This window comes from Pseudonocardia sp. ZF1 (assembly GCF_056835605.1).
Genome location: NZ_JAJNBY010000001.1, coordinates 3873647 through 3891070 on the forward strand (window position 1 = coordinate 3873647; position 17424 = coordinate 3891070).

A 17424-nucleotide genomic window follows, 5' to 3' on the forward strand; every position below is an offset into this window, starting at 1 on the left:
TCTCAGGCGGCGCGGGCGGACCGGGTCTCCCGGACCAGGTCGCCCACGCTGTCGGCGGTCAACTCGTCGAGGGTCACCAGCTCGCCGCCCGCGGCGGCGGCGAGCGGCGCGGCGAGCCCGAGGCGGACGTGGCCCGCCTCGCAGTCGACGACGACGGTGTGCACCCCGTCCGCGGCCAGCAGCCCGGCGGCGCGGCGGGAGTCGGCGACGGGGTCCCCGCCGTCGCGGGCGGCGACGGTGGCCCGCCCGTCGGTGAGCAGCACGACCAGCGGGCGGCGGCGCGGGTCGCGGCGGCGCTCGGCGTCGAGCACGGCGCGGGCCTTGAGCAGGCCACCGGCCAGCGGGGTCCGCCCGCCGGTGCGCAGCCGGGACAGGCGCTGCTGGGCGGTCGGCACCGACGACGTCGGCGGCAGCGCCAGCTCCGCGGACCGGGCCCGGAAGGTGACCAGCCCGACCTTGTCCCGGCGCTGGTAGGCGTCGCGGAGCAGCCCCAGCACGGCCCCCGAGACGGCGGTCATCCGCGTGCGCGCGGCCATCGAGCCGGACGCGTCGACGACGAACAGCACCAGGTTCCCCTCGCGGCCCTCCCGCTCGGCGCGGCGCAGGTCGTCGCGGTGGACCAGCAGGCCCGGCCCGCGGCGCCCGCGCCCGGCCTGGTGCGGCGCGGCGGCGAGCACGGTCGCGGGCAGGTGCAGGTCCGCGGCACGGGTGGTCCCGGCCCCGGACGGACGGACGACGCGACCGGCGTCGGTGCGGGCCCGGGAGCGGCGGCCCGGCGCGCCCGCGCCCAGCCCGGGGACGGTGAACTTCCGGACCGTCGCCCGGTGCAGCCGCGCGGCGTCCCCGACGACGACGGCCCGGCCGTCCCCGCCGTCGCCACCGGCCGGGGCCTCGGCGGTCTCCGGGGCCCGGTCGTCGCCGGGCGTCGCCGGGTCGGTGGCGTCGTCCCCGCCGTCGGTGCCGCCGGTGCCGTCGGTGCCGGGAGCCTCGGCGCGCTCACCGGTGCCGGTCCCGCCGTCGCCGCGCGGGTCGCCGCCGGCGGGGGGCGTGTCCCCGGTCGGGTCGGCGTCGCCGGGCTCGTCGCCGGCGTCGGGGCCGTCCGGACCGTCCTGCGGCCCGGCCGGGTCGTCGGGGCCGGGGCCGCCGGGGTCCGGGTCGTCGTCGGGGTCCGGGTCGTCCTCGGGGCCCAGGTGGTCCTCGGCGTCGGCGAGGGCGCGGTCCAGCTCGGCCGGGTCCAGGCCGGGCTCGTCGAACGGGTCGCGACGACGGCGGTGCGGCAGCGCGAGCCGGGCGGCGACGCGCACGTCGTCGGCGGTGACCGCGTCGCGGCCCTCCCAGGCGGCGTGCGCGGCCGCGGCCCGGGTGATGACCAGGTCGGCGCGCATGCCGTCGACGTCGAACCGGGCGCACACGAACGCGATCCGCCGCAGCTCCCGGTCGCTCACCGCGACGGCGGCGACGTGGGCCTGCGCGGCGCGGAGCCGGGCCGCGGTGGCGGTCTCGTCCGGGGCGAAGCGGGCGACGAACCCGGCCGGGTCGTCCTCGAACGCCATCCGCCGCCGGGTCACCTCGACCCGGGTGTCGACGTCGCGGCTGGCCCGCACCTCCACGGTCAGCCCGAACCGGTCGAGCAGCTGCGGGCGCAGCTCGCCCTCCTCCGGGTTCATCGTGCCGACCAGCAGGAACCGGGCCGCGTGCGAGACGGACACGCCGTCGCGCTCGACGTGCGCGCGGCCCATCGCGGCGGCGTCGAGCAGCAGGTCGACGAGGTGGTCGTGCAGGAGGTTGACCTCGTCGACGTAGAGCACCCCGCGGTGGGCGTCGGCGAGCAGGCCGGGCTGGTAGGCGCGGCGGCCCTCGGACAGCGCCTTCTCCAGGTCGAGCGAGCCGACCAGGCGGTCCTCGGTCGCGCCGACGGGCAGCTCGACCAGCCGGGCCGGGCGGGGACCGCCCGCTGCGCCCGCCGGGTGCGGCCCGTCCGGGCAGGACGGGTCCGGCGCGGCGGGGTCGCAGCCGAACCGGCAGGCGTCGACGACCTCGTGCGAGGGCAGCAGCGCGGCCAGCGCGCGCACCGCCGTGGACTTCGCGGTGCCCTTCTCCCCGCGCACCAGGACACCACCGACACCCGGGTGCACGGCGTTGAGCAGCAGCGCCAGCCGCAGGTCGTCGTGGCCGACGACGGCGGAGAACGGGAAACGGGGAGGTCCGGCGGCGGGGGCGGTGCTCGTGCTCACGCGGGTGAGGCTGCCAGACCGGAGGTCAGCACCGGGAGGTCCGGCGGCGCACCGTGTCCGATCACATGTTCAAGTGACGACGTGTCGAGGTGGTGTTCGACCAGGTCGCCCAGCAGATCCACCTGCCGGGTGCGCTCGGCCGCGAACGACGTGTCCTGCGCCACCACGAACCCGGTCCGCCCTGCCTCGTCGGCGAGGCGGGTGAGCAGCAGCCGCCGGAAGCCGTCGTTCTCGGCGAGGCCGTGCCAGTGCGTGCCCAGGACGTTGCCGCGGTCGCTGCCCTCGTCCCCGATCAGGCCGGGGTCGCCGGAGCGCACGACACGGCCGTGGTGGATCTCGTAGCCGGTGACGGTCTCGCCCCACGCCGTCGCGGTGGGGGTGGCGAGGTGCTTGACCGGGTCGAACGCGATCTCGAGGTCCAGCAGCCCCAGCCCGTCGACGGTCGTACCGGGAGCGGCCTCGGCGCCGTCCGGGTCGGAGACCGTGTGCCCGAGCATCTGGTACCCGCCGCAGATCCCCAGCACCGGGCGCCCGGCCGCGGCGTGCGCGCGCACCGCGTCGGCCATCCCGGACGCGCGCAGCCAGGCCAGGTCCGACACGGTCGCCTTGGTCCCGGGCAGCACGACGACGTCGGTGTCGGCGATCCGCGACGGCTCGGTCACGTACCGCACGGCGACGCCCGGTTCGCAGGCCAGCGCCTCGGCGTCGGTGGCGTTGGAGATCCGCGGGAACCGGACGACGGCGACCCGCAGCCACTGCCCGCCGCGCGGCGGGGCCGGGCGTCCGAGCACCCCGTCGGCGACGGCCGAGAGCGAGTCCTCGGCGTCGAGCCAGAGGCCCTCGGCGAAGGGCAGCACGCCGAGCGTCGGCCGCCCGGTGAGCTCGCGCAGCCGGTCGAGGCCGGGGTCGAGCAGGCGGGGGTCCCCGCGGAACTTGTTGATCACGAAACCGGCGATCAGCGCCTGGTCGGCCGGGTCGAGCACGGCGAGGGTGCCGAACAGGTGCGCGAGCACCCCGCCGCGGTCGATGTCGCCGACGACCAGCACCGGCAGGTCGTTGCGCCGGGCGAAGCCCATGTTGGCGAGGTCGGTGGCCCGCAGGTTGATCTCCGCGGGCGAGCCAGCTCCTTCGCAGACCACGACGTCGTGGCGGGCGCGCAGCCGGGCCAGGGAGTCGGCGACGACGTCGGACAGCGCCGCGGTGCGGTGCCGGTAGGACAGCGCCGACACCTGGCCGTCGGCGCGGCCGCGCACGACGACCTGCGAGGTCCGGTCCCCGCCGGGCTTGAGCAGCACCGGGTTCAGGTCGACCGAGGGGGCGATGCCGCTGGCGAAGGCCTGCATCGCCTGCGCGCGGCCGATCTCGCCGCCGTCCGGGGTGACGACCGAGTTGTTGCTCATGTTCTGCGCCTTGAACGGCGCCACCGAGACGCCGCGCCGGTGCAGCCACCGGCAGATGCCGGCGACGACGGCGCTCTTGCCCGCGTCCGACGTCGTCCCCGCGACGAGGACCGCTCCCTGAACCACCACGGCCGGAAGTATCGCCCCGGCGGGACCGCCCGCGGGCGCGGCTACCCTGGGCCGCGTGCGTTTCCTGCTGCGTCCCGGGTGGATCGCGTTCGTCGTCGCGGTGCTGGCCTTCGCCGTCGCCTGCTACACGCTGCTCGCGCCGTGGCAGTTCGACCGTGAGTCCGAGCGCTCCGCGCAGAGCCGGGCCATCGCCACCGCCGACGCGACGCCCGCCGTCGGGTTCGACACGCTCGTCCCGCCCGGTACGGCGATCGGCGCCGACGACCAGTGGCGCCGGGTCACCCTGGCCGGCACCTTCGACCGTGCCGCGGAGACCCTGGTCCGCCTGCGGGTCGTCGACGGCGCGCCCGCCTTCGAGGTGCTGACGCCGCTGCGGCTCACCGACGGCCGGACCGTCGTGGTGAACCGGGGGTCGGTCCCGGCCGCGGACCGGGGCGCCGTGCCCGACTACGCCGCCGCGCCCGCCGGGCCGGTGACCGTCGAGGGCAGGCTGCGCCTGGACGAGACCGACCCGCAGGGCCGCCCCCCGCTGGTCGAGAACGGCACCCGCCAGGTCTACGTGTCGGACTCCCGCTCGGTCGCCGCCGCCACCGGCCTGACCCCGGTCGAGGGCGTCGTCGTGCTGGAGGCCGGCCAGCCCGGCGTGCTGGACCCGATCCCGGTCGCGCCGGTCGGGGGCGGAGCGCCGTTCAGCAACTTCTCCTACGCCCTGCAGTGGCTGACCTTCGGCGCCGTCGCCCTGGTCGCCCTGGTGCTGTTCATCCGGCTGGAACTGCTGCAGCGCAGCGGGAAGCGCGAGAAGGCGGGCAGCCTGCGGGACCAGCTCTCCGGCCGCGACGGCTTCGGCGACGAGCCCGTCCCCGCCGACCGTGCCGCCGACCGTGCCGACGACAGCGCCCCCGGCACCACCCGCGACGCCGCCGCCGGGTCCGGTCCGGGCTCGGGCTGATCCCGCACCGCGCCACACCCGTCGCGGGCCGCCGCCCTGCAGGGTGCGGTGCCGTGTCGGGGTGCCGTGCCGGGCTCCCCGGATGCTGCGCCGGGCTCCGCTCCCCGCGCCGGAGCACTGCGTCGCCGGACCCGCTCACCGAGGGCGCGGGTCCCCTCCGCCTGTTCGCCCCGGCCGAGTTCGCTCACCCGGTAAGCGAACTCACCCCGTCCGACAGGGTGGCCCCGTCGGTCGTTTCCCGCCGGCCGTGCTCGGTCAGCGGCGCCCAGGGCCGCCACCCTCCGGGACGATTTCTCTCCCGACTCGCTCACCCGGTAAGCGAACTCCCGGCGATCCACCCTCGCCGACCGGGTAGGTATGGAGACCGGGGCGACGAATACGGCCACGTCGGTCGGAACCGGCACCGGGACCGGGCCGACGGGGGCAGGTACGGGGCGACCGGCTCAGCCGCGCCGCCGCCCCAGCACCGCCGCCGTCGCGACGGCGAGCAGCCCGGCCGCCCCGGCCACCAGCCGGGACAGCCGCGCGACGCGGTGCAGGTCGGCCACCCGGGGCGGGTGCCCGTCGCCGAGCGACGGGCGGTCCTCGGTGCCGTGGGCGTAGACCGTCGGCCCGCCCAGACGCAGCCCGAGCGCACCGGCGGCGCTCGCCTCGACCGGGCCGGCGTTCGGGCTGGGGTGCCCGGCGGCGTCGCGGCGCCAGGCCCGCAGCGCGCACGCGGGCGAGCCACCCACCAGCGGCGCGACGGCCACCGTGACCACCGCGGTGACCCGGGCCGGGGCCAGGTTGACCACGTCGTCGAGACGGGCCGAGGCCCACCCGAAGCGGGCGTGCCGGGCGGAGCGGTAGCCGACCATCGCGTCGAGGGTGTTCACCGCGCGGTAGCCCAGCAGCCCCGGGATGCCGGCGACCGCACCCCACACCAGCGGCCCGACGACGGCGTCGGAGGTGTTCTCGGCCAGCGACTCGGCCCCCGCGCGGGCCATGCCGTCGGCGTCGAGCAGCTCCGGGTCGCGCGCGCACAGGTGCGGGATCCGGGCACGGGCGGCGGCCAGGTCACCGGAGTCGAGCGACGCGGCCAGCGCGGCGCCCTCCCCCACCAGCGAGGTCCCGCCGAGCACGGCCCAGGTGGCGACGGCGGTCAGCCCGGCCCGCACGACGGGCTCGGCCCGGGCCCCCGCACGCGTCGCGGCCGCCTCGGCGACCACCCCCGCCGCGACCACGGACCCGACCAGGATCGCGGTGTAGGCCACCCCGGGTGCGACGGCGTCGCGGTGCATCCGGCCCTCCAGCCGGGCGGCGAGCGTGCCGAAGCCGGCGACCGGGTGGCCCCGGCGCGGGTCGCCGAGCAGTGCGTCGGCGACGATCCCGGCGGCCAGTCCGGCCGCGCGGCCACGTGTTCCCATGCGCCGAACCTAGAGCGGCGCGCGCGCAGGGTGCGGGCAGGCCGGGCAGGATCATGGGCATGCGCACGGACCTCAAGCCGGACGAGATGGGCAGCGGCCCGTTCTACAAGCTCCTGACCAGCGTCGTCGTCCCCCGACCCATCGCCTGGGTCTCCACCCGCTCGGCCGACGGCGTCGACAACCTCGCCCCGCACTCGTTCTTCACGGTGTCCTGCGTGGACCCGCCCATGATCCAGTTCACGTCGGTCGGGAAGAAGGACTCCCTGCGCAACGTGTCGGAGACCCGCGAGTTCGTCGTCTGCCTGGCGAACGAGCCGATGTTCGAGAAGATCAACGCGACCGGCACCGACTTCCCCGCCGAGATCAGCGAGTTCTCCTCGGTCGGGCTGACGGCCGAGGCGTCGTCGGTCGTGGCGCCGCCGCGGGTCGCCGAGTCACCGGTCGCCCTGGAGTGCGTGCTGCACGCGAACATCGAGCTCGGCAACTCGACCGTCGTCATCGGCCGGGTCGTGCACGCCGCGATCGAGGAGAGCGTGTTCGTCACCGACGAGCGCGGCAACTCCCTGCCCGACATCCACCGGCTCGCCCCGCTGGCCCGCCTGGGCCGCAACGAGTGGTCGCGGATGGGCGAGGTCCTCGAGATCACCCGCATCCCCTACCAGCAGTGGCCGGGTCACTTCGGCGACGGGTGACCCGGCCCCCGCCGGGTCTACAGGGTGTACTCGGTGGGCGGCGTCGCGGCCGGGTCGGCGTGGATCTCGCCCTCCCGGCCGCGCAGCTCGACCCGGCGGATCTTGCCGGAGATCGTCTTCGGCAGCTCGAAGAACTCGAGCCTGCGGATCCGCTTGTAGGGCGCGAGGTTGTCGTAGGCGAACCGCAGGATCGCCGTCGCCGTCTCCTCGGTCGGCTCGTGCCCCTTGGCGAGCACCACGTAGGCCTTCGGCACGGCGAGCCGGACCGGGTCCGGGGACGGCACGACCGCGGCCTCGGCGACCGCCGGGTGCTCGATCAGCACGCTCTCCAGCTCGAACGGGCTGATCCGGTAGTCGCTGGCCTTGAACACGTCGTCGGCCCGGCCGACGTAGGTGATGTAGCCCGACTCGTCGCGGGAGCCGACGTCGCCGGTGTGGTAGAACCCGCCGGCCATGGCCTCGGCGTTGCGCTCCGGGTCGTCGGCGTAGCCCACCATCAGCCCGGTCGGGCGGTGGTCGAGGTCCAGGCAGATCTCGCCCTCGTCGGCGACCTTCCCGGTGGCCGGGTCGACCAGTGCGACGACGAACCCGGGGATCGGCCTGCCCATCGAGCCCGGCTTGACCGGCTGCCCGGGCGGGTTGCCGATCTGCACCGAGGACTCGGTCTGGCCGAACCCGTCGCGGATGCGCAGGCCCCACGCCTTCTCGACCTGCTCGATGACCTCGGGGTTGAGCGGCTCCCCCGCCCCGACGACCTTGGTCGGCGGCGTCGCCAGCCCGGACAGGTCGGCCTGGATCAGCATCCGCCACACCGTCGGCGGGGCGCAGAAGCTGGTCACGCCGCAGGAGTCCAGGACCGACAGGACGGACTCGGCGTCGAACCGGGCGTAGTTCATGACGAGGACCGTCGCCTCGGCGATCCACGGCGCGAACACGTTCGACCAGGCGTGCTTGGCCCAGCCGGGCGAGGAGATGTTGAGGTGCACGTCGCCGGGCTCGAGGCCGATCCAGTACATCGTCGACAGGTGCCCGACCGGGTAGGACGTGTGGGTGTGCTCCACCAGCTTCGGCTTCGCCGTGGTGCCGGAGGTGAAGTACAGCAGCAGCGTGTCCGACGCCTTCGTGGCGCCGTCCGGGGTGAACTCGGCGGCGGCCGAGTAGGCCTCGCCGGTGTAGTCGCGCCAGCCCGCCACGGCGCCGCGGACGGCGATGCGGGTGTAGTCGCCGCCGACGTCGTCGAACTTGCCGGCGTCGTCCGCCCCGACGACGACGTGCGCGGCCCGCCCGCGGTCCACCCGGTCCTGCAGGTCGGCCGGGGTGAGCAGGGTGGTCGCGGGGATCACGACGGCGCCCAGCTTCATCGCCGCCAGCAGTGTCTCCCACAGCTCCAGCTGGTTGCCGAGCATCAGGATGATCCGGTCGCCCCGGGCGACGCCCTGCGCACGCAGCCAGTTCGCGACCCGGTTGGACCGCTCGGACAGCTCCGCCCACGTCCAGTGCGCCTGCGAGCCGTCCTGTTCGACGATCCACAGCGCCTTCCGCGCGCCCCGCTCGGGATCGGCGGCGACGACGTCGAAGTGGTCGAGCGCGAAGTTGAACTCCTCGAGCTCCGGCCAGCGGAAGTCGCGGTAGGCCGTGTCGTAGTCCTCGCGGTGGGTCAGCAGGAAGTCGCGGGCGGCGAGGAACTTCTCCGTCGCCGGGCTGCCGGTCGCCATGGGGTGCACCTCGGTGGGCTCGTGCGGGGGGCCCGTGCCCCGGGCCCGTCGTGCGGGGCCGCCCGTGCGGCCGTACCGCGACCCTAGTCACTCCACCGGCGCCCCGGCAGTGCGCGACGGCCGCCGCCGGCCGGGCACCGACCGTGCGGTGCCGATCACGCGATGGTGGCGGCGAGGTCGGCCCGCCCGGGCGGGCCGGTGATCGTAAGGTGCCCGCGTGACCGTGCCGAACCTGCCGAAGGTGCCGACCCCCGACGTGTCGGTGTCCCGCCTGCGGGTGGGCCGGTACGGGCCGCGGCTGCTGCTGCGCGGCGTGCTCGTGGGGCTGGCGCTGCTGGTCCTCGTGCTGCTGCTGGCCGGCTGCGGCAACGGCGAGCTCCCCGCGGCGTGGCGCACCCCGTCGCCGGTCCCGACGACGGCGCCGACCGCCACCCCGACTCCGACCCCGACGCCCACGCCGACGACGACCCCCGCGCCGAGCCGCACCGCGGACCCGTCCCGCACGACGGCCGCGCCCGCACCCGGGCGCGGCGGCACCGACGGCGGCGGCACCGGGACGGGCCGCACCGGCGCCCCGGGGGCGGCCGCGGCGGCGTCGCCGATGTGGCCCGCGGGCGACGCGGCGACCGCGAAGCGGATGCAGCAGCAGTCCGACGCCGGCGGCGACCCGTGGCTGCTCGACCCGGAGGAGGTCACGATCTCCTACGTCGGCAGCGAGCTCGGCTACCGGAACCCGACCGTCACCCGCCTCGGCAACGGCGTGTACGCCGCCACCGACGGCCGGTCGGCGCAGCGCTCGACGATCCGGCTCACCCAGCCGGTCCGCTCCGGCACCGGCGGGATCTGGGTGGTCGACCGCGTCGACCGCGGCTGACGGGACGGTCGGCCCGCACCGGCACCCAGCGTCACCGGGTCTCGTACCGGACGGCGTCCCTCGCCGGAACCCGGCCTCGCGTTACACCCTTTGCGCGCCTTGGGTACCGTGAGGTGAATGACAGTTGGCGCGAACGGGTGAAAACCGGCGCCGGGTGCAGCGTCCGGGCCCGTTCCGACGATGTTCCGTGTGAGGCCGTCGCGGTACCGCGGCGGTCGGGGGGTCCAGGAGAGGCGGAGCACGATGGCCAGCGAGTCGGTCCAGCAGGACGTCTTCACCGTGTTGCACGGGCAGGCGTCGCCGATCGTGAGCCGCTGGGCGTACCGCGCCTCGGACCCGTTCGCGATCTCGTTCTCGGTGCGCCGGTCCTCCGACCGCTGGATCGAGTGGCTCGTCGCCCGCGACCTCGTGATCGAGGGCCTGACCACGCCCACCGGCATCGGTGACATCCGGATGGCGCCCCGGCGCATCGACGGTTACGACGTCGTCGAGCTGGAGATCCGCTCCGACGGCGGGTCCGCCGTCCTGGAGGTCGACCGCGACCTGCTGGCCCAGTTCGTCGACTCGACGCTGGAGATCGTCGACCTCGGCGAGGAGCACGACCACCTCGACCTCGACGGCGCCATCGCCCGGCTGACCGGCAGCGCGGCGGGCCCCACCACCCCCTGAGCGCACGCTCCCACCCACGACGAGGGCCCCGGACCGCACGACGCGGTACCGGGGCCCTCGTGTGTGCCGGGTGCCGCTCAGCTGTTCTGCTCGGCCCACTCGGGGTCGGTCGAGGCGTCCCACTCGGCGTCGGCCGCCGCCTCGTCGGCGTGGTCGGCGTCGCGCGCGAGCTGGTCGCTGACCTCCGGATCCCCGACCGGGGACTCGTCGACCACCGGCACGATGCCCTCGTCGACGTCGTGCACGGCGGCCTCCTCGGCACTGGCCGCGCCGCCGTCGATGCCCACGTCGGTCCCGGCGCCGTCGACCGCCGGGTCGCCCGCCGCGGAGTCGGCGGCGGCGGTCAACCGGCCGGAGCGGCCCGGGTCGCCCTCGGGCAGCTCGTCGGGCAGCTCCCGGGCCAGTCGCGCCTCGTGCGACTCGCCCTCCTCCTGCCCCGCCGCGGTCACCGCGTTGTCCTCGACGCCGTAGGGACGGTCCGGCGGGACGTAGCCGGAGTCCAGCGGGTCGGTGTCCGACGGACCGGTCAGCGCCTCGTCGGTGTCCAGCTGCATCGCCGACGCCATGTCCGGCGCCTCCGGCTGGAACTCGTTCTCGTCACCTGAAGCGGATGCCATCGGTCGCGGGTCTCCTCGGTGTGGCCGTGTGTCGGGCGGTGTGCGGTATCGACCGTGCGTACCCCGCGTCGCGCCGCGCCATGCGCCGGCGCCCGGACGCTACGGTCGCCGACACCGGATCCGCCGCGGCCGGTTCCCGCGCCGCACCCGTCGTACGAAGGAGCACTCCCCCGTGACCGCCGCCCCGTCCGCCCGTTCCGGTGACAGCACCCGCAGCGCCCTGCTCGCCGCGGCCGCGGACCTGTTCACCGAGCACGGCTACGACCGCACCTCGGTCCGCGCGATCGCCGACCGGGCCGGGGTGAACCAGGCGCTGCTCTTCCGCTACTTCGGCAGCAAGGACGCCCTGTTCGCCCGGGTCGCCGCCGAGCGCGCCCTCGCCGTGCTGCACGACGGCCCGCCCGAGGAGCTCCTGACCCGCCTGCTGCGGTCGATCCTCGACGGCGGCGACGGGCCCGAGCGCGACCTGTTCGGGCCCGTCGTGCGCTCGGCCGGGACGTCGGAGGCGGCCGCGGCCGTGCGGGTGGAGCTGGCCGGGGCGTTCACCGAGGCGTTCGCCGCGCAGGCCACCGGCGCCGCCGACCGGGCCGACGCCGAACTGCGCGCGGAGCTGGTCCTGACCTGGCTGCTCGGGCTGAGCCTGGTCCAGCCGCTGCTGCCCGGCGGCGCGGTCGGGCGGGCCGACCCGGACACGGTGCTGGACCACGTCACGCGCGCCGCCCGCACCCTGCTGCAGGCGCCCGGGCTCAGCCGGTGAGCCGGTCCACCTCGGCGCGGAACCGTTCGCGCTGGGCCGGGGTCTCCCGGGTCCGCGACAGGTAGTGCGCCGGGCGCGGGGCGCGGTCGTGCCAGAACCGGCCGGTCCCGAGCGCCGACGACGGCGCGGCCGCGAGCCACACCGCGGTGTCCGCGCCCTGCGCCGGGGTGCGCAGCACGGGGCCGACCACCTTGTCGAACAACGGCAGCGACCCGGTGACGCCCGGGGTGCGGGCCCACCCGGGGTGCAGTGCGTGCACGGTGACGTGCCGGGGGGCCAGCTCGTCGGCGAGCAGACCGGTCAGGACGACCTGCATCCGCTTGGTGCGGGCGTAGGCCGCGGTGCCGCCGTAGTCACCGGTGCGGAACTGCAGGTCGTCGTCACGCAGGGGCTGGGCGTACATGCCGCCCGAGGACATGATGATCACCCGGGAGTCGGTTCCGGACCGCTCGGCGCCGGCCGCGAGGGTGTCGGTGAGCAGCCGGGTCAGCAGCAGCGGTCCGAGGACGTGCACGGCCAGGGTCAGCTCGTTGCCCTCGGAGGTCTCGCTGCGCTCGGGCGGGAGCAGCCCGGCGTTGTGCACCAGGACGTCCAGCGCGTCGACCTCGGTGGCGAAGCGGGTCGCGAACGCGCGCACGTCGGCGAGCTCACCCAGGTCGCAGACCTGCACCGGGAGCCGGTCGCGGGACAGGCCGGGGACGGCGGCCAGGATCCGGTCCTGCGCGGCGCCCCCCTTGTCCCGGGAGCGGACGAGCAGGTGCACCGTCGCACCGAGCCGGACGAGCCCGGTCGCGATCGCCTCCCCCAGCCCGCCGCCCGCGCCGGTCACCAGCGCGGTGCGCCCGGTCAGGGCGCCGCGCGGCGGGTCGGCGCGGTCACCGCTCCACCCCGGGCGCCGCAGCAGGTACCCGATCCGTGAGTAGCCGGGGACCAGGGTGCGGTCGAGGACGGTATCCAGAGCGCTGCCGAGCACGGACCGATCCGACCACAGCACCGCGCCGCCCGCGCGTCGATCAGCCCTGCAGACCCGGACCGGAGACGTAGGGGGTGCCGGGGACGTTCGCCGTCGGGAGCTTCGGGACGGCGTCGGTGACCGGGTCGGCGGTGGAGATCCGCTCCATCGCGCCGCAGCTGGACAGCGAGTACGACAGCGGGTTCACCGGCGGGGCGGTGGCCTTGTCGAAGCCGTGCTCGACCTTGCGGATCGACATGGTGCCGCCCGTGAGCTTGTACATGTTCCCCGACGGGTTGGGCGCCTCCAGGGTGCCGTTGCCGTTCTCGTCGACCTCCCACTCGCCGACGGTCTGGCCGCCGGGCAGCGGGTTGGTGCCGTCGAGGATGCAGGGGTTGTTGTTGGTGGCGCTGGAGGTCGCGCCGTAGAAGAACGACACGTAGCGGGCGTCCGGGTCCATGCCGGTCGCGGTGCCGGAGACGGTGTCGGAGTCGACGGTGGCGGTCCCGGCCACGCCGTCGGTGTTCTTCGACGCCAGGTCGACCTGCGTGGGCCCGGTGCTCGGGCCGCCGACGACCCCGGCGACGTCCGGCAGGCCGCCGAGACCCGAGTAGTCGGGCAGGCCCGCCGTGCGCGCGACGCCGGACAGGTCCGGCAGTGGGCCGTCCCTGCCGGTCAGCGGGGTGGTGTCGGGCAGGCCCGCGATCTCGTTGAGGCCCTCCAGCGGTCCGCCCGCGGTGAGGCCGGGGACGTCGGGGAGTTCGTCGGTGCTGCCGTCGGTGACGCCGGGGACCGACGGCAGCTCCGGCACGACGTCGCCGAGACCGGTGAGGGTGTCGGTCGGGCCGGCCAGCGGGCTGTTGCCGGTGTCGGTGCCGACGACGGTGCCCGCGGCGCCCACCGCGGTGTCGACCAGCGAGCCGGCCTGCCCGGCGCCGGGCACCGAGGAACCGGCGTCGGACAGGGTCTGCGCCGGGTCGGGCAGCGACGTCAGGGGCTTCGTCGGGGTGTTCAGGTCGACGCCCGTGCCGAGGCCGCTCGTGAGGTCGCCGAGGCCGGGGACCGCGTCGAGCGGACCGGTCGAGGGGACGGCGGAGTCCTTCGAGCCGGACGAGCCGGCGGAGTCCTTCGAGCCGGACGAGCCGGCGGAGTCCTTCGAACCGGACGAGCCGGCGGAGTCCTTCGAACCGGACGAGCCGGCGGAGTCCTTCGAACCGGACGAGCCGGCGGAGTCCTTCGAACCGGACGAGCCGGCGGAGTCCTTCGAACCGGCCGAGCCGGCGGAGTCCTTCGAACCGGCCGAGCCGGCGGAGTCCTTCGAACCGGCCGAGCCGGCGGAGTCCCGGTCCGGCTCCTCGAAGTCCTGGTCCGACTTCCCGGAGTTCTCCGACTTCCCGGCGGCCTTCTCCGACTTCTCGGAGCCGTTCTCCGACTTCTTGGAGTCCTTCCCAAACGTCCCCGAGGCCGTGTCCGATGTGTCGCTGCCCGGGCCGCCGTCCGCCGAGGAACCCGGCGAGCCCGATCCCGAGCCGCCCGGTCCCAGCACCGAGCCGACGACGTCCGCGCCGGTCATGAGGTCACCCAGCCCCCCGGAGGAGGACCCCGACGATCCCGGGGAGTCGGAGCAGGACCCGCCGACCGGGGTGGTGCCGTCGGGGCAGTCCGCCGCGGCGCCCGACGAGTCGTCGTCGGAGCCCGTCCCGGCGAACGCCGTCCCGGCCGTCCCGCCGGAGGTCAGCAGCAGCGCCGCGAGCGCGGCGGGGGCGGCGATCCGGCGCGCGGTGCCCGCGGGGGGAGCGGCGTGCCTGCGCCGTCCGCGGAGGGACCGGCCGGCGGCCACCGCCGCGGCGACGCCGGTCGAACGGTGGCCGGTCCGGGTGTGCTTGCCCATCTCGAGCGGTCCTTCCGCCTCGCCGTGGGCGAGGGTGCTGGGGAGCGGTGGAGGACGGCGCGGGCACCGGCGTGGCCGGGGTGCGGGGGCACCCCTGGGGAGCGGCCGGATCGTGCCGGGTCACCCGGCTCGTCCGGTTCGGGACGGTACGAAACGGTGACCCGTCGAGGTTGCTTTCCTGAGAGGACCTCGGCGACCCGGGCGATCACGGGTCGGCACCGGACGCCGAGTGACAGGTCGGCTGGACCGAACGGCTCAACGATCTACGACGAACACCCTCCGTGTTCTCAGGATCGCGGCAGGCCCCCTCCGTTCAACGAGCGGGCGACGCCGGGGTGACGGGTCGTCGCAGAACGGCCACCGCTCGTACGTCCCGGCGCGTGGCTGCCACCCGGACGGGAACTAGCCGAGGCGCTCGCGGACGGCGTCGAGGTTGCGTTCCATCCCGGTCCGCCACTCGCGCAGCCGGCCCTCGACGATCCGCTCCTCCTTGTCCGGCCACCGCTCGATCGCCTGCGAGAGGCCCGACGGCCCGGGACCCATCCGGGCCCACTGGCGCAGCACGGTGCCGTCGCCGTCGGGGGTGAGCTCGAACCGCCACACGGCGGTCGCTCCCCCGTCGCCACCGGGCTCGACGGTCCACTCGAACAGCCGCCCCGGCTCCCATCCGGTGACGGTGGAGACGGTGCTCCACTCCCCGATCGCGTCGTGGCGGTGGTGGCCGTGCAGCCGGGCGCCGAGGCCCGGCTCGTCACCCTCGCCCCACGAGGCGCGCTGCATCTCGGTCGACGCCCGGGCCAGGAACTCCGGGTCGGTCACCAGCTCCCACACCGCCTGGGGCGGTGCGGCGACCCGGGCGGTGGCCTCGGTGGTGGGTCCGTCGGCGTAGCGCATGCGACCTCCTCGTCGTCGGGCCGCGGCGGGTCAGCGCTCGTCGGCACCCCGGCGCAGCAGGTAGGTGTCCATGATCCACCCCTTGTTCTCCCGGGCCTCGGCCCGGACCTTCAGGATCTCGTCGGTCACCTCGACGAGCGGCCCGGCGACGAGCAGCTCGTCGGGCGTACCCAGGTAGGCGCCCCAGAAGATGTGCAGCTCACGGCGCTGCTCGTCGGGCAGCGTGGCGAAGGCGGTGCGGCCGTCGAGCATCACGACGACGTCGTCGACGTCGGTGGGCATCCCCTCGGCGATCCGGCGCCCGGTGGTGATCAGGACGGGGCGCCCGACCCGGTTCAGGATCAGCCGGTGGGCGGCGGCGAGGGCGGCGACGCTGGAGATCCCGGCGACCGACTCGACCGACCACTGCTCCCCCGCGCCGGCGAGGACCCGGTCGAGCAGGCGCAGTGTCCCGTCGTAGAGGGAGGGGTCGCCCCAGACCAGGAACGCACCGGTCTGCCCGTCGGCCAGCTCGGCGTCGAGCATCTCGCGGTAGAGCCGGGCACGGCGGTCCTGCCAGTCGACCACGACGTCGCGGTACCGCTCGTCGTCGCGCTCGACCTCGGTGCCGCGGTCCCGGCCCACCTCGGGCGCGGTGACCAGCCGGTACTCGCCGTCCGGGCGGTGCCGCCGCAGGAGCTCGGTGCGCAGGGCCAGCAGGTCGTCCTGCGACCCCCCGCCGTCGAGGCCCTTGTCGATGACGAACACGACGTCGGCCCGGCGCAGGGCGCGGACCGCCTGGAGGGTGAGGTGGTCGGGGTCACCGGCCCCGATCCCGATCACGAGAACCGTGCGCACCGGAGTGACCGTAACGGACCCCGGGCGCTGCCCGGCACTCCCCCGATCGGCAGGCACCCCCGCCCGGTGTCGCCCGATGCGCGCAGCGTCCGACCCCGTCACGCGACGTCGTCACTCGGTAGTGTCATGGTGACCGGCGAGCCACGACCGGGTCACCGGCCGACCGCCGAGGACCGACCCCGCAGCGCCACCCCGGGAGGCCACGTCACCGTGCCCACCAGCGAACACAGCAGGACCCTGACGATCGGACACCTCGTCGAGTCGCTCGACGACCGTGGCGTCGCCGCCGCGCTCGGTGACCTCGCCGCCGCGGCCCCGGACGCCGGGTTCCGGGTGGTGGTCGTCGCGCTGGCCCCGTCCGGGCACTCCGACGTCGCCGAGCGCATGGCCCGCGCCGGGGCGCCACCGGTCGAGCTGAACGTCGCGCCGTGGGACCCGCGTGCCGTGCTGAAGGTCCTCGCCGCGTTCCGGGAGTACGGTGTCGACCTGGTGCACACCCACGGCGCCCGGCCCGACGTCGTGGGCTCGGCCGCCGCGGCCCGGCTGCGGGTGCCCGCGGTGTCCACGCTGCACCACATCCACGAGCACCCCGCCGACCGCGGCGACCAGCTCCGGCGGACCGCGAAGACGTTGGCACGCAAGCGGTTCATGAATCGCACGATCGCGACGTCCGCCCTGCAGCGCGACTGGTACCGCCGCGCCGCCGGGTCCACCGAGGGCCTGTCGGTGATCCCGGACGGCGCCGCCGACCCCGGCGAGGGCACGCCCGAGGAGCGGGAGCGTCTGCGGCGCGGGCTCGGCGTGGACGACCACGAGGTCGTCGCCGTCTCGGTCGCGCCGATGCGCCGCGGCCAGGGGCAGGACATGCTGCTCGACGCCGTCGCCGGGATCGGACCGGACGAGCCGCTCACCGTGGTGCTCGGCGGCGACGGGCCGCTGCGGCCGTGGCTGGAGTCGCGCGTCGCCGCCGACGAGGCCCTGTCCGGCCGGGTGGCGTTCCGCCGCAGCACCGACCCGGTCGCGCTGCTCCGCGCCGCCGACGTGCAGCTGCACACGACCCGGCACGACACGATGCCCCGCATGCTGTTGCTCGGCCACGGCACCGGGACCCCGGCGGTCGCGACGCGGGTCGGCGGGATCCCGGAGATCGTGACCCGCGAGACCGGGCTGCTGGCCCCGGTCGACGCCACCCGGATCGCCGACGAGGTGGTGCGGCTGACCCGCGACGCCGAGCTGCGCGCCCGGCTCGGGGCCGGGGCCCGGCGGCGGTTCCTCGACCGGTTCGCGGCGGCGCCGTGGGCGGCCCGGCTCGGCGACGTCTACCGCAGCGCGGCCGGGGTGGCGGGCGCGCCCGCTCCCGCCGAGCTGGACACGCCGGAGCCGGTGGGCCGGGGCTGAGCCGAGCTGC

General features: G+C 76.0%; 15 protein-coding genes. 6 read left to right on the top strand and 9 right to left on the bottom strand.

Annotated elements, in window-relative coordinates; genetic code table 11:
- Window positions 1-2: 2 nt before the first annotated feature.
- Both ZF1_RS18650 and ZF1_RS18655 read right to left on the bottom strand, forming a co-directional pair.
- The gene (locus ZF1_RS18650) at window positions 3-2234 is read right to left on the bottom strand and encodes a putative cobaltochelatase (RefSeq protein ID WP_482637921.1); all 2232 of its coding nucleotides are present in this window, start codon (window positions 2232-2234) and stop codon (window positions 3-5) included.
- Entirely contained in the window at window positions 2231-3760 is a 1530-nt protein-coding gene (locus tag ZF1_RS18655; protein ID WP_482638724.1) for a cobyric acid synthase, read from the bottom strand. The genes ZF1_RS18650 and ZF1_RS18655 overlap by 4 nt, the downstream gene beginning before the upstream one ends.
- A 58-nt stretch (window positions 3761-3818) precedes the next feature.
- Between ZF1_RS18655 and ZF1_RS18660 the strand changes: the two genes are divergently transcribed.
- Entirely contained in the window at window positions 3819-4712 is an 894-nt protein-coding gene (locus tag ZF1_RS18660; RefSeq protein WP_482637922.1) for an SURF1 family cytochrome oxidase biogenesis protein, read from the top strand.
- 443 nt (window positions 4713-5155) lie between these two features.
- Here ZF1_RS18660 and ZF1_RS18665 read toward each other — a convergent pair whose 3' ends face one another.
- Entirely contained in the window at window positions 5156-6118 is a 963-nt protein-coding gene (locus ZF1_RS18665) for a cobalamin biosynthesis protein (RefSeq protein WP_346103487.1), read from the bottom strand.
- A gap of 59 nt (window positions 6119-6177) precedes the next feature.
- Here ZF1_RS18665 and ZF1_RS18670 point away from each other — a divergent pair, with 59 nt between their 5' ends.
- Window positions 6178-6810: a flavin reductase family protein gene (locus ZF1_RS18670; RefSeq protein ID WP_208826306.1), complete on the top strand. Its 633-nt coding sequence runs from the start codon at window positions 6178-6180 to the stop codon at window positions 6808-6810.
- Between the two features lie 17 nt (window positions 6811-6827).
- On the opposite strand, the gene ZF1_RS18675 is transcribed toward ZF1_RS18670, so the two are convergent.
- Window positions 6828-8525, bottom strand: a complete 1698-nt coding sequence (locus ZF1_RS18675; protein WP_476652008.1) for an AMP-binding protein — start codon at window positions 8523-8525, stop codon at window positions 6828-6830.
- Window positions 8526-8742: 217 nt separating this feature from the next.
- Here ZF1_RS18675 and ZF1_RS18680 point away from each other — a divergent pair, with 217 nt between their 5' ends.
- Entirely contained in the window at window positions 8743-9399 is a 657-nt protein-coding gene (locus ZF1_RS18680; RefSeq protein WP_482637923.1) for a hypothetical protein, read from the top strand.
- A gap of 243 nt (window positions 9400-9642) precedes the next feature.
- Complete coding sequence (locus ZF1_RS18685; protein ID WP_062396127.1) at window positions 9643-10068, top strand: SsgA family sporulation/cell division regulator; 426 nt, start codon at window positions 9643-9645, stop codon at window positions 10066-10068.
- A gap of 77 nt (window positions 10069-10145) precedes the next feature.
- Here ZF1_RS18685 and ZF1_RS18690 read toward each other — a convergent pair whose 3' ends face one another.
- Window positions 10146-10685, bottom strand: coding sequence for a DUF5709 domain-containing protein (locus tag ZF1_RS18690; protein WP_174525494.1), 540 nt, complete (start codon window positions 10683-10685; stop codon window positions 10146-10148).
- A gap of 172 nt (window positions 10686-10857) precedes the next feature.
- On the opposite strand from ZF1_RS18690, the gene ZF1_RS18695 reads away from it, so the two are divergent.
- Complete coding sequence (locus ZF1_RS18695; RefSeq protein ID WP_405416288.1) at window positions 10858-11442, top strand: TetR/AcrR family transcriptional regulator; 585 nt, start codon at window positions 10858-10860, stop codon at window positions 11440-11442.
- Here ZF1_RS18695 and ZF1_RS18700 read toward each other — a convergent pair.
- The 4 genes from ZF1_RS18700 to cobF all read right to left on the bottom strand — a co-directional run bounded on the left by ZF1_RS18700 (window position 11432) and on the right by cobF (window position 16016).
- Complete coding sequence (locus ZF1_RS18700) at window positions 11432-12415, bottom strand: SDR family NAD(P)-dependent oxidoreductase (protein WP_482637924.1); 984 nt, start codon at window positions 12413-12415, stop codon at window positions 11432-11434. The two genes, ZF1_RS18695 and ZF1_RS18700, sit on opposite strands and share 11 nt — an antisense overlap.
- 40 nt (window positions 12416-12455) lie before the next feature.
- Complete coding sequence (locus ZF1_RS18705; protein WP_482637925.1) at window positions 12456-14285, bottom strand: hypothetical protein; 1830 nt, start codon at window positions 14283-14285, stop codon at window positions 12456-12458.
- A gap of 402 nt (window positions 14286-14687) precedes the next feature.
- Window positions 14688-15179 (bottom strand): SRPBCC family protein, encoded by a 492-nt coding sequence (locus ZF1_RS18710; RefSeq protein WP_251785172.1) that lies wholly within the window; start codon window positions 15177-15179, stop codon window positions 14688-14690.
- A gap of 30 nt (window positions 15180-15209) precedes the next feature.
- Complete coding sequence (cobF, locus tag ZF1_RS18715; protein WP_482637926.1) at window positions 15210-16016, bottom strand: precorrin-6A synthase (deacetylating); 807 nt, start codon at window positions 16014-16016, stop codon at window positions 15210-15212.
- Between the two features lie 210 nt (window positions 16017-16226).
- On the opposite strand from cobF, the gene ZF1_RS18720 reads away from it, so the two are divergent.
- A complete protein-coding gene (locus ZF1_RS18720) occupies window positions 16227-17414 on the top strand; it encodes a glycosyltransferase family 4 protein (protein WP_482637927.1) in 1188 nt (395 codons plus the stop codon).
- The last annotated feature ends 10 nt before the right edge of the window (window positions 17415-17424 follow it).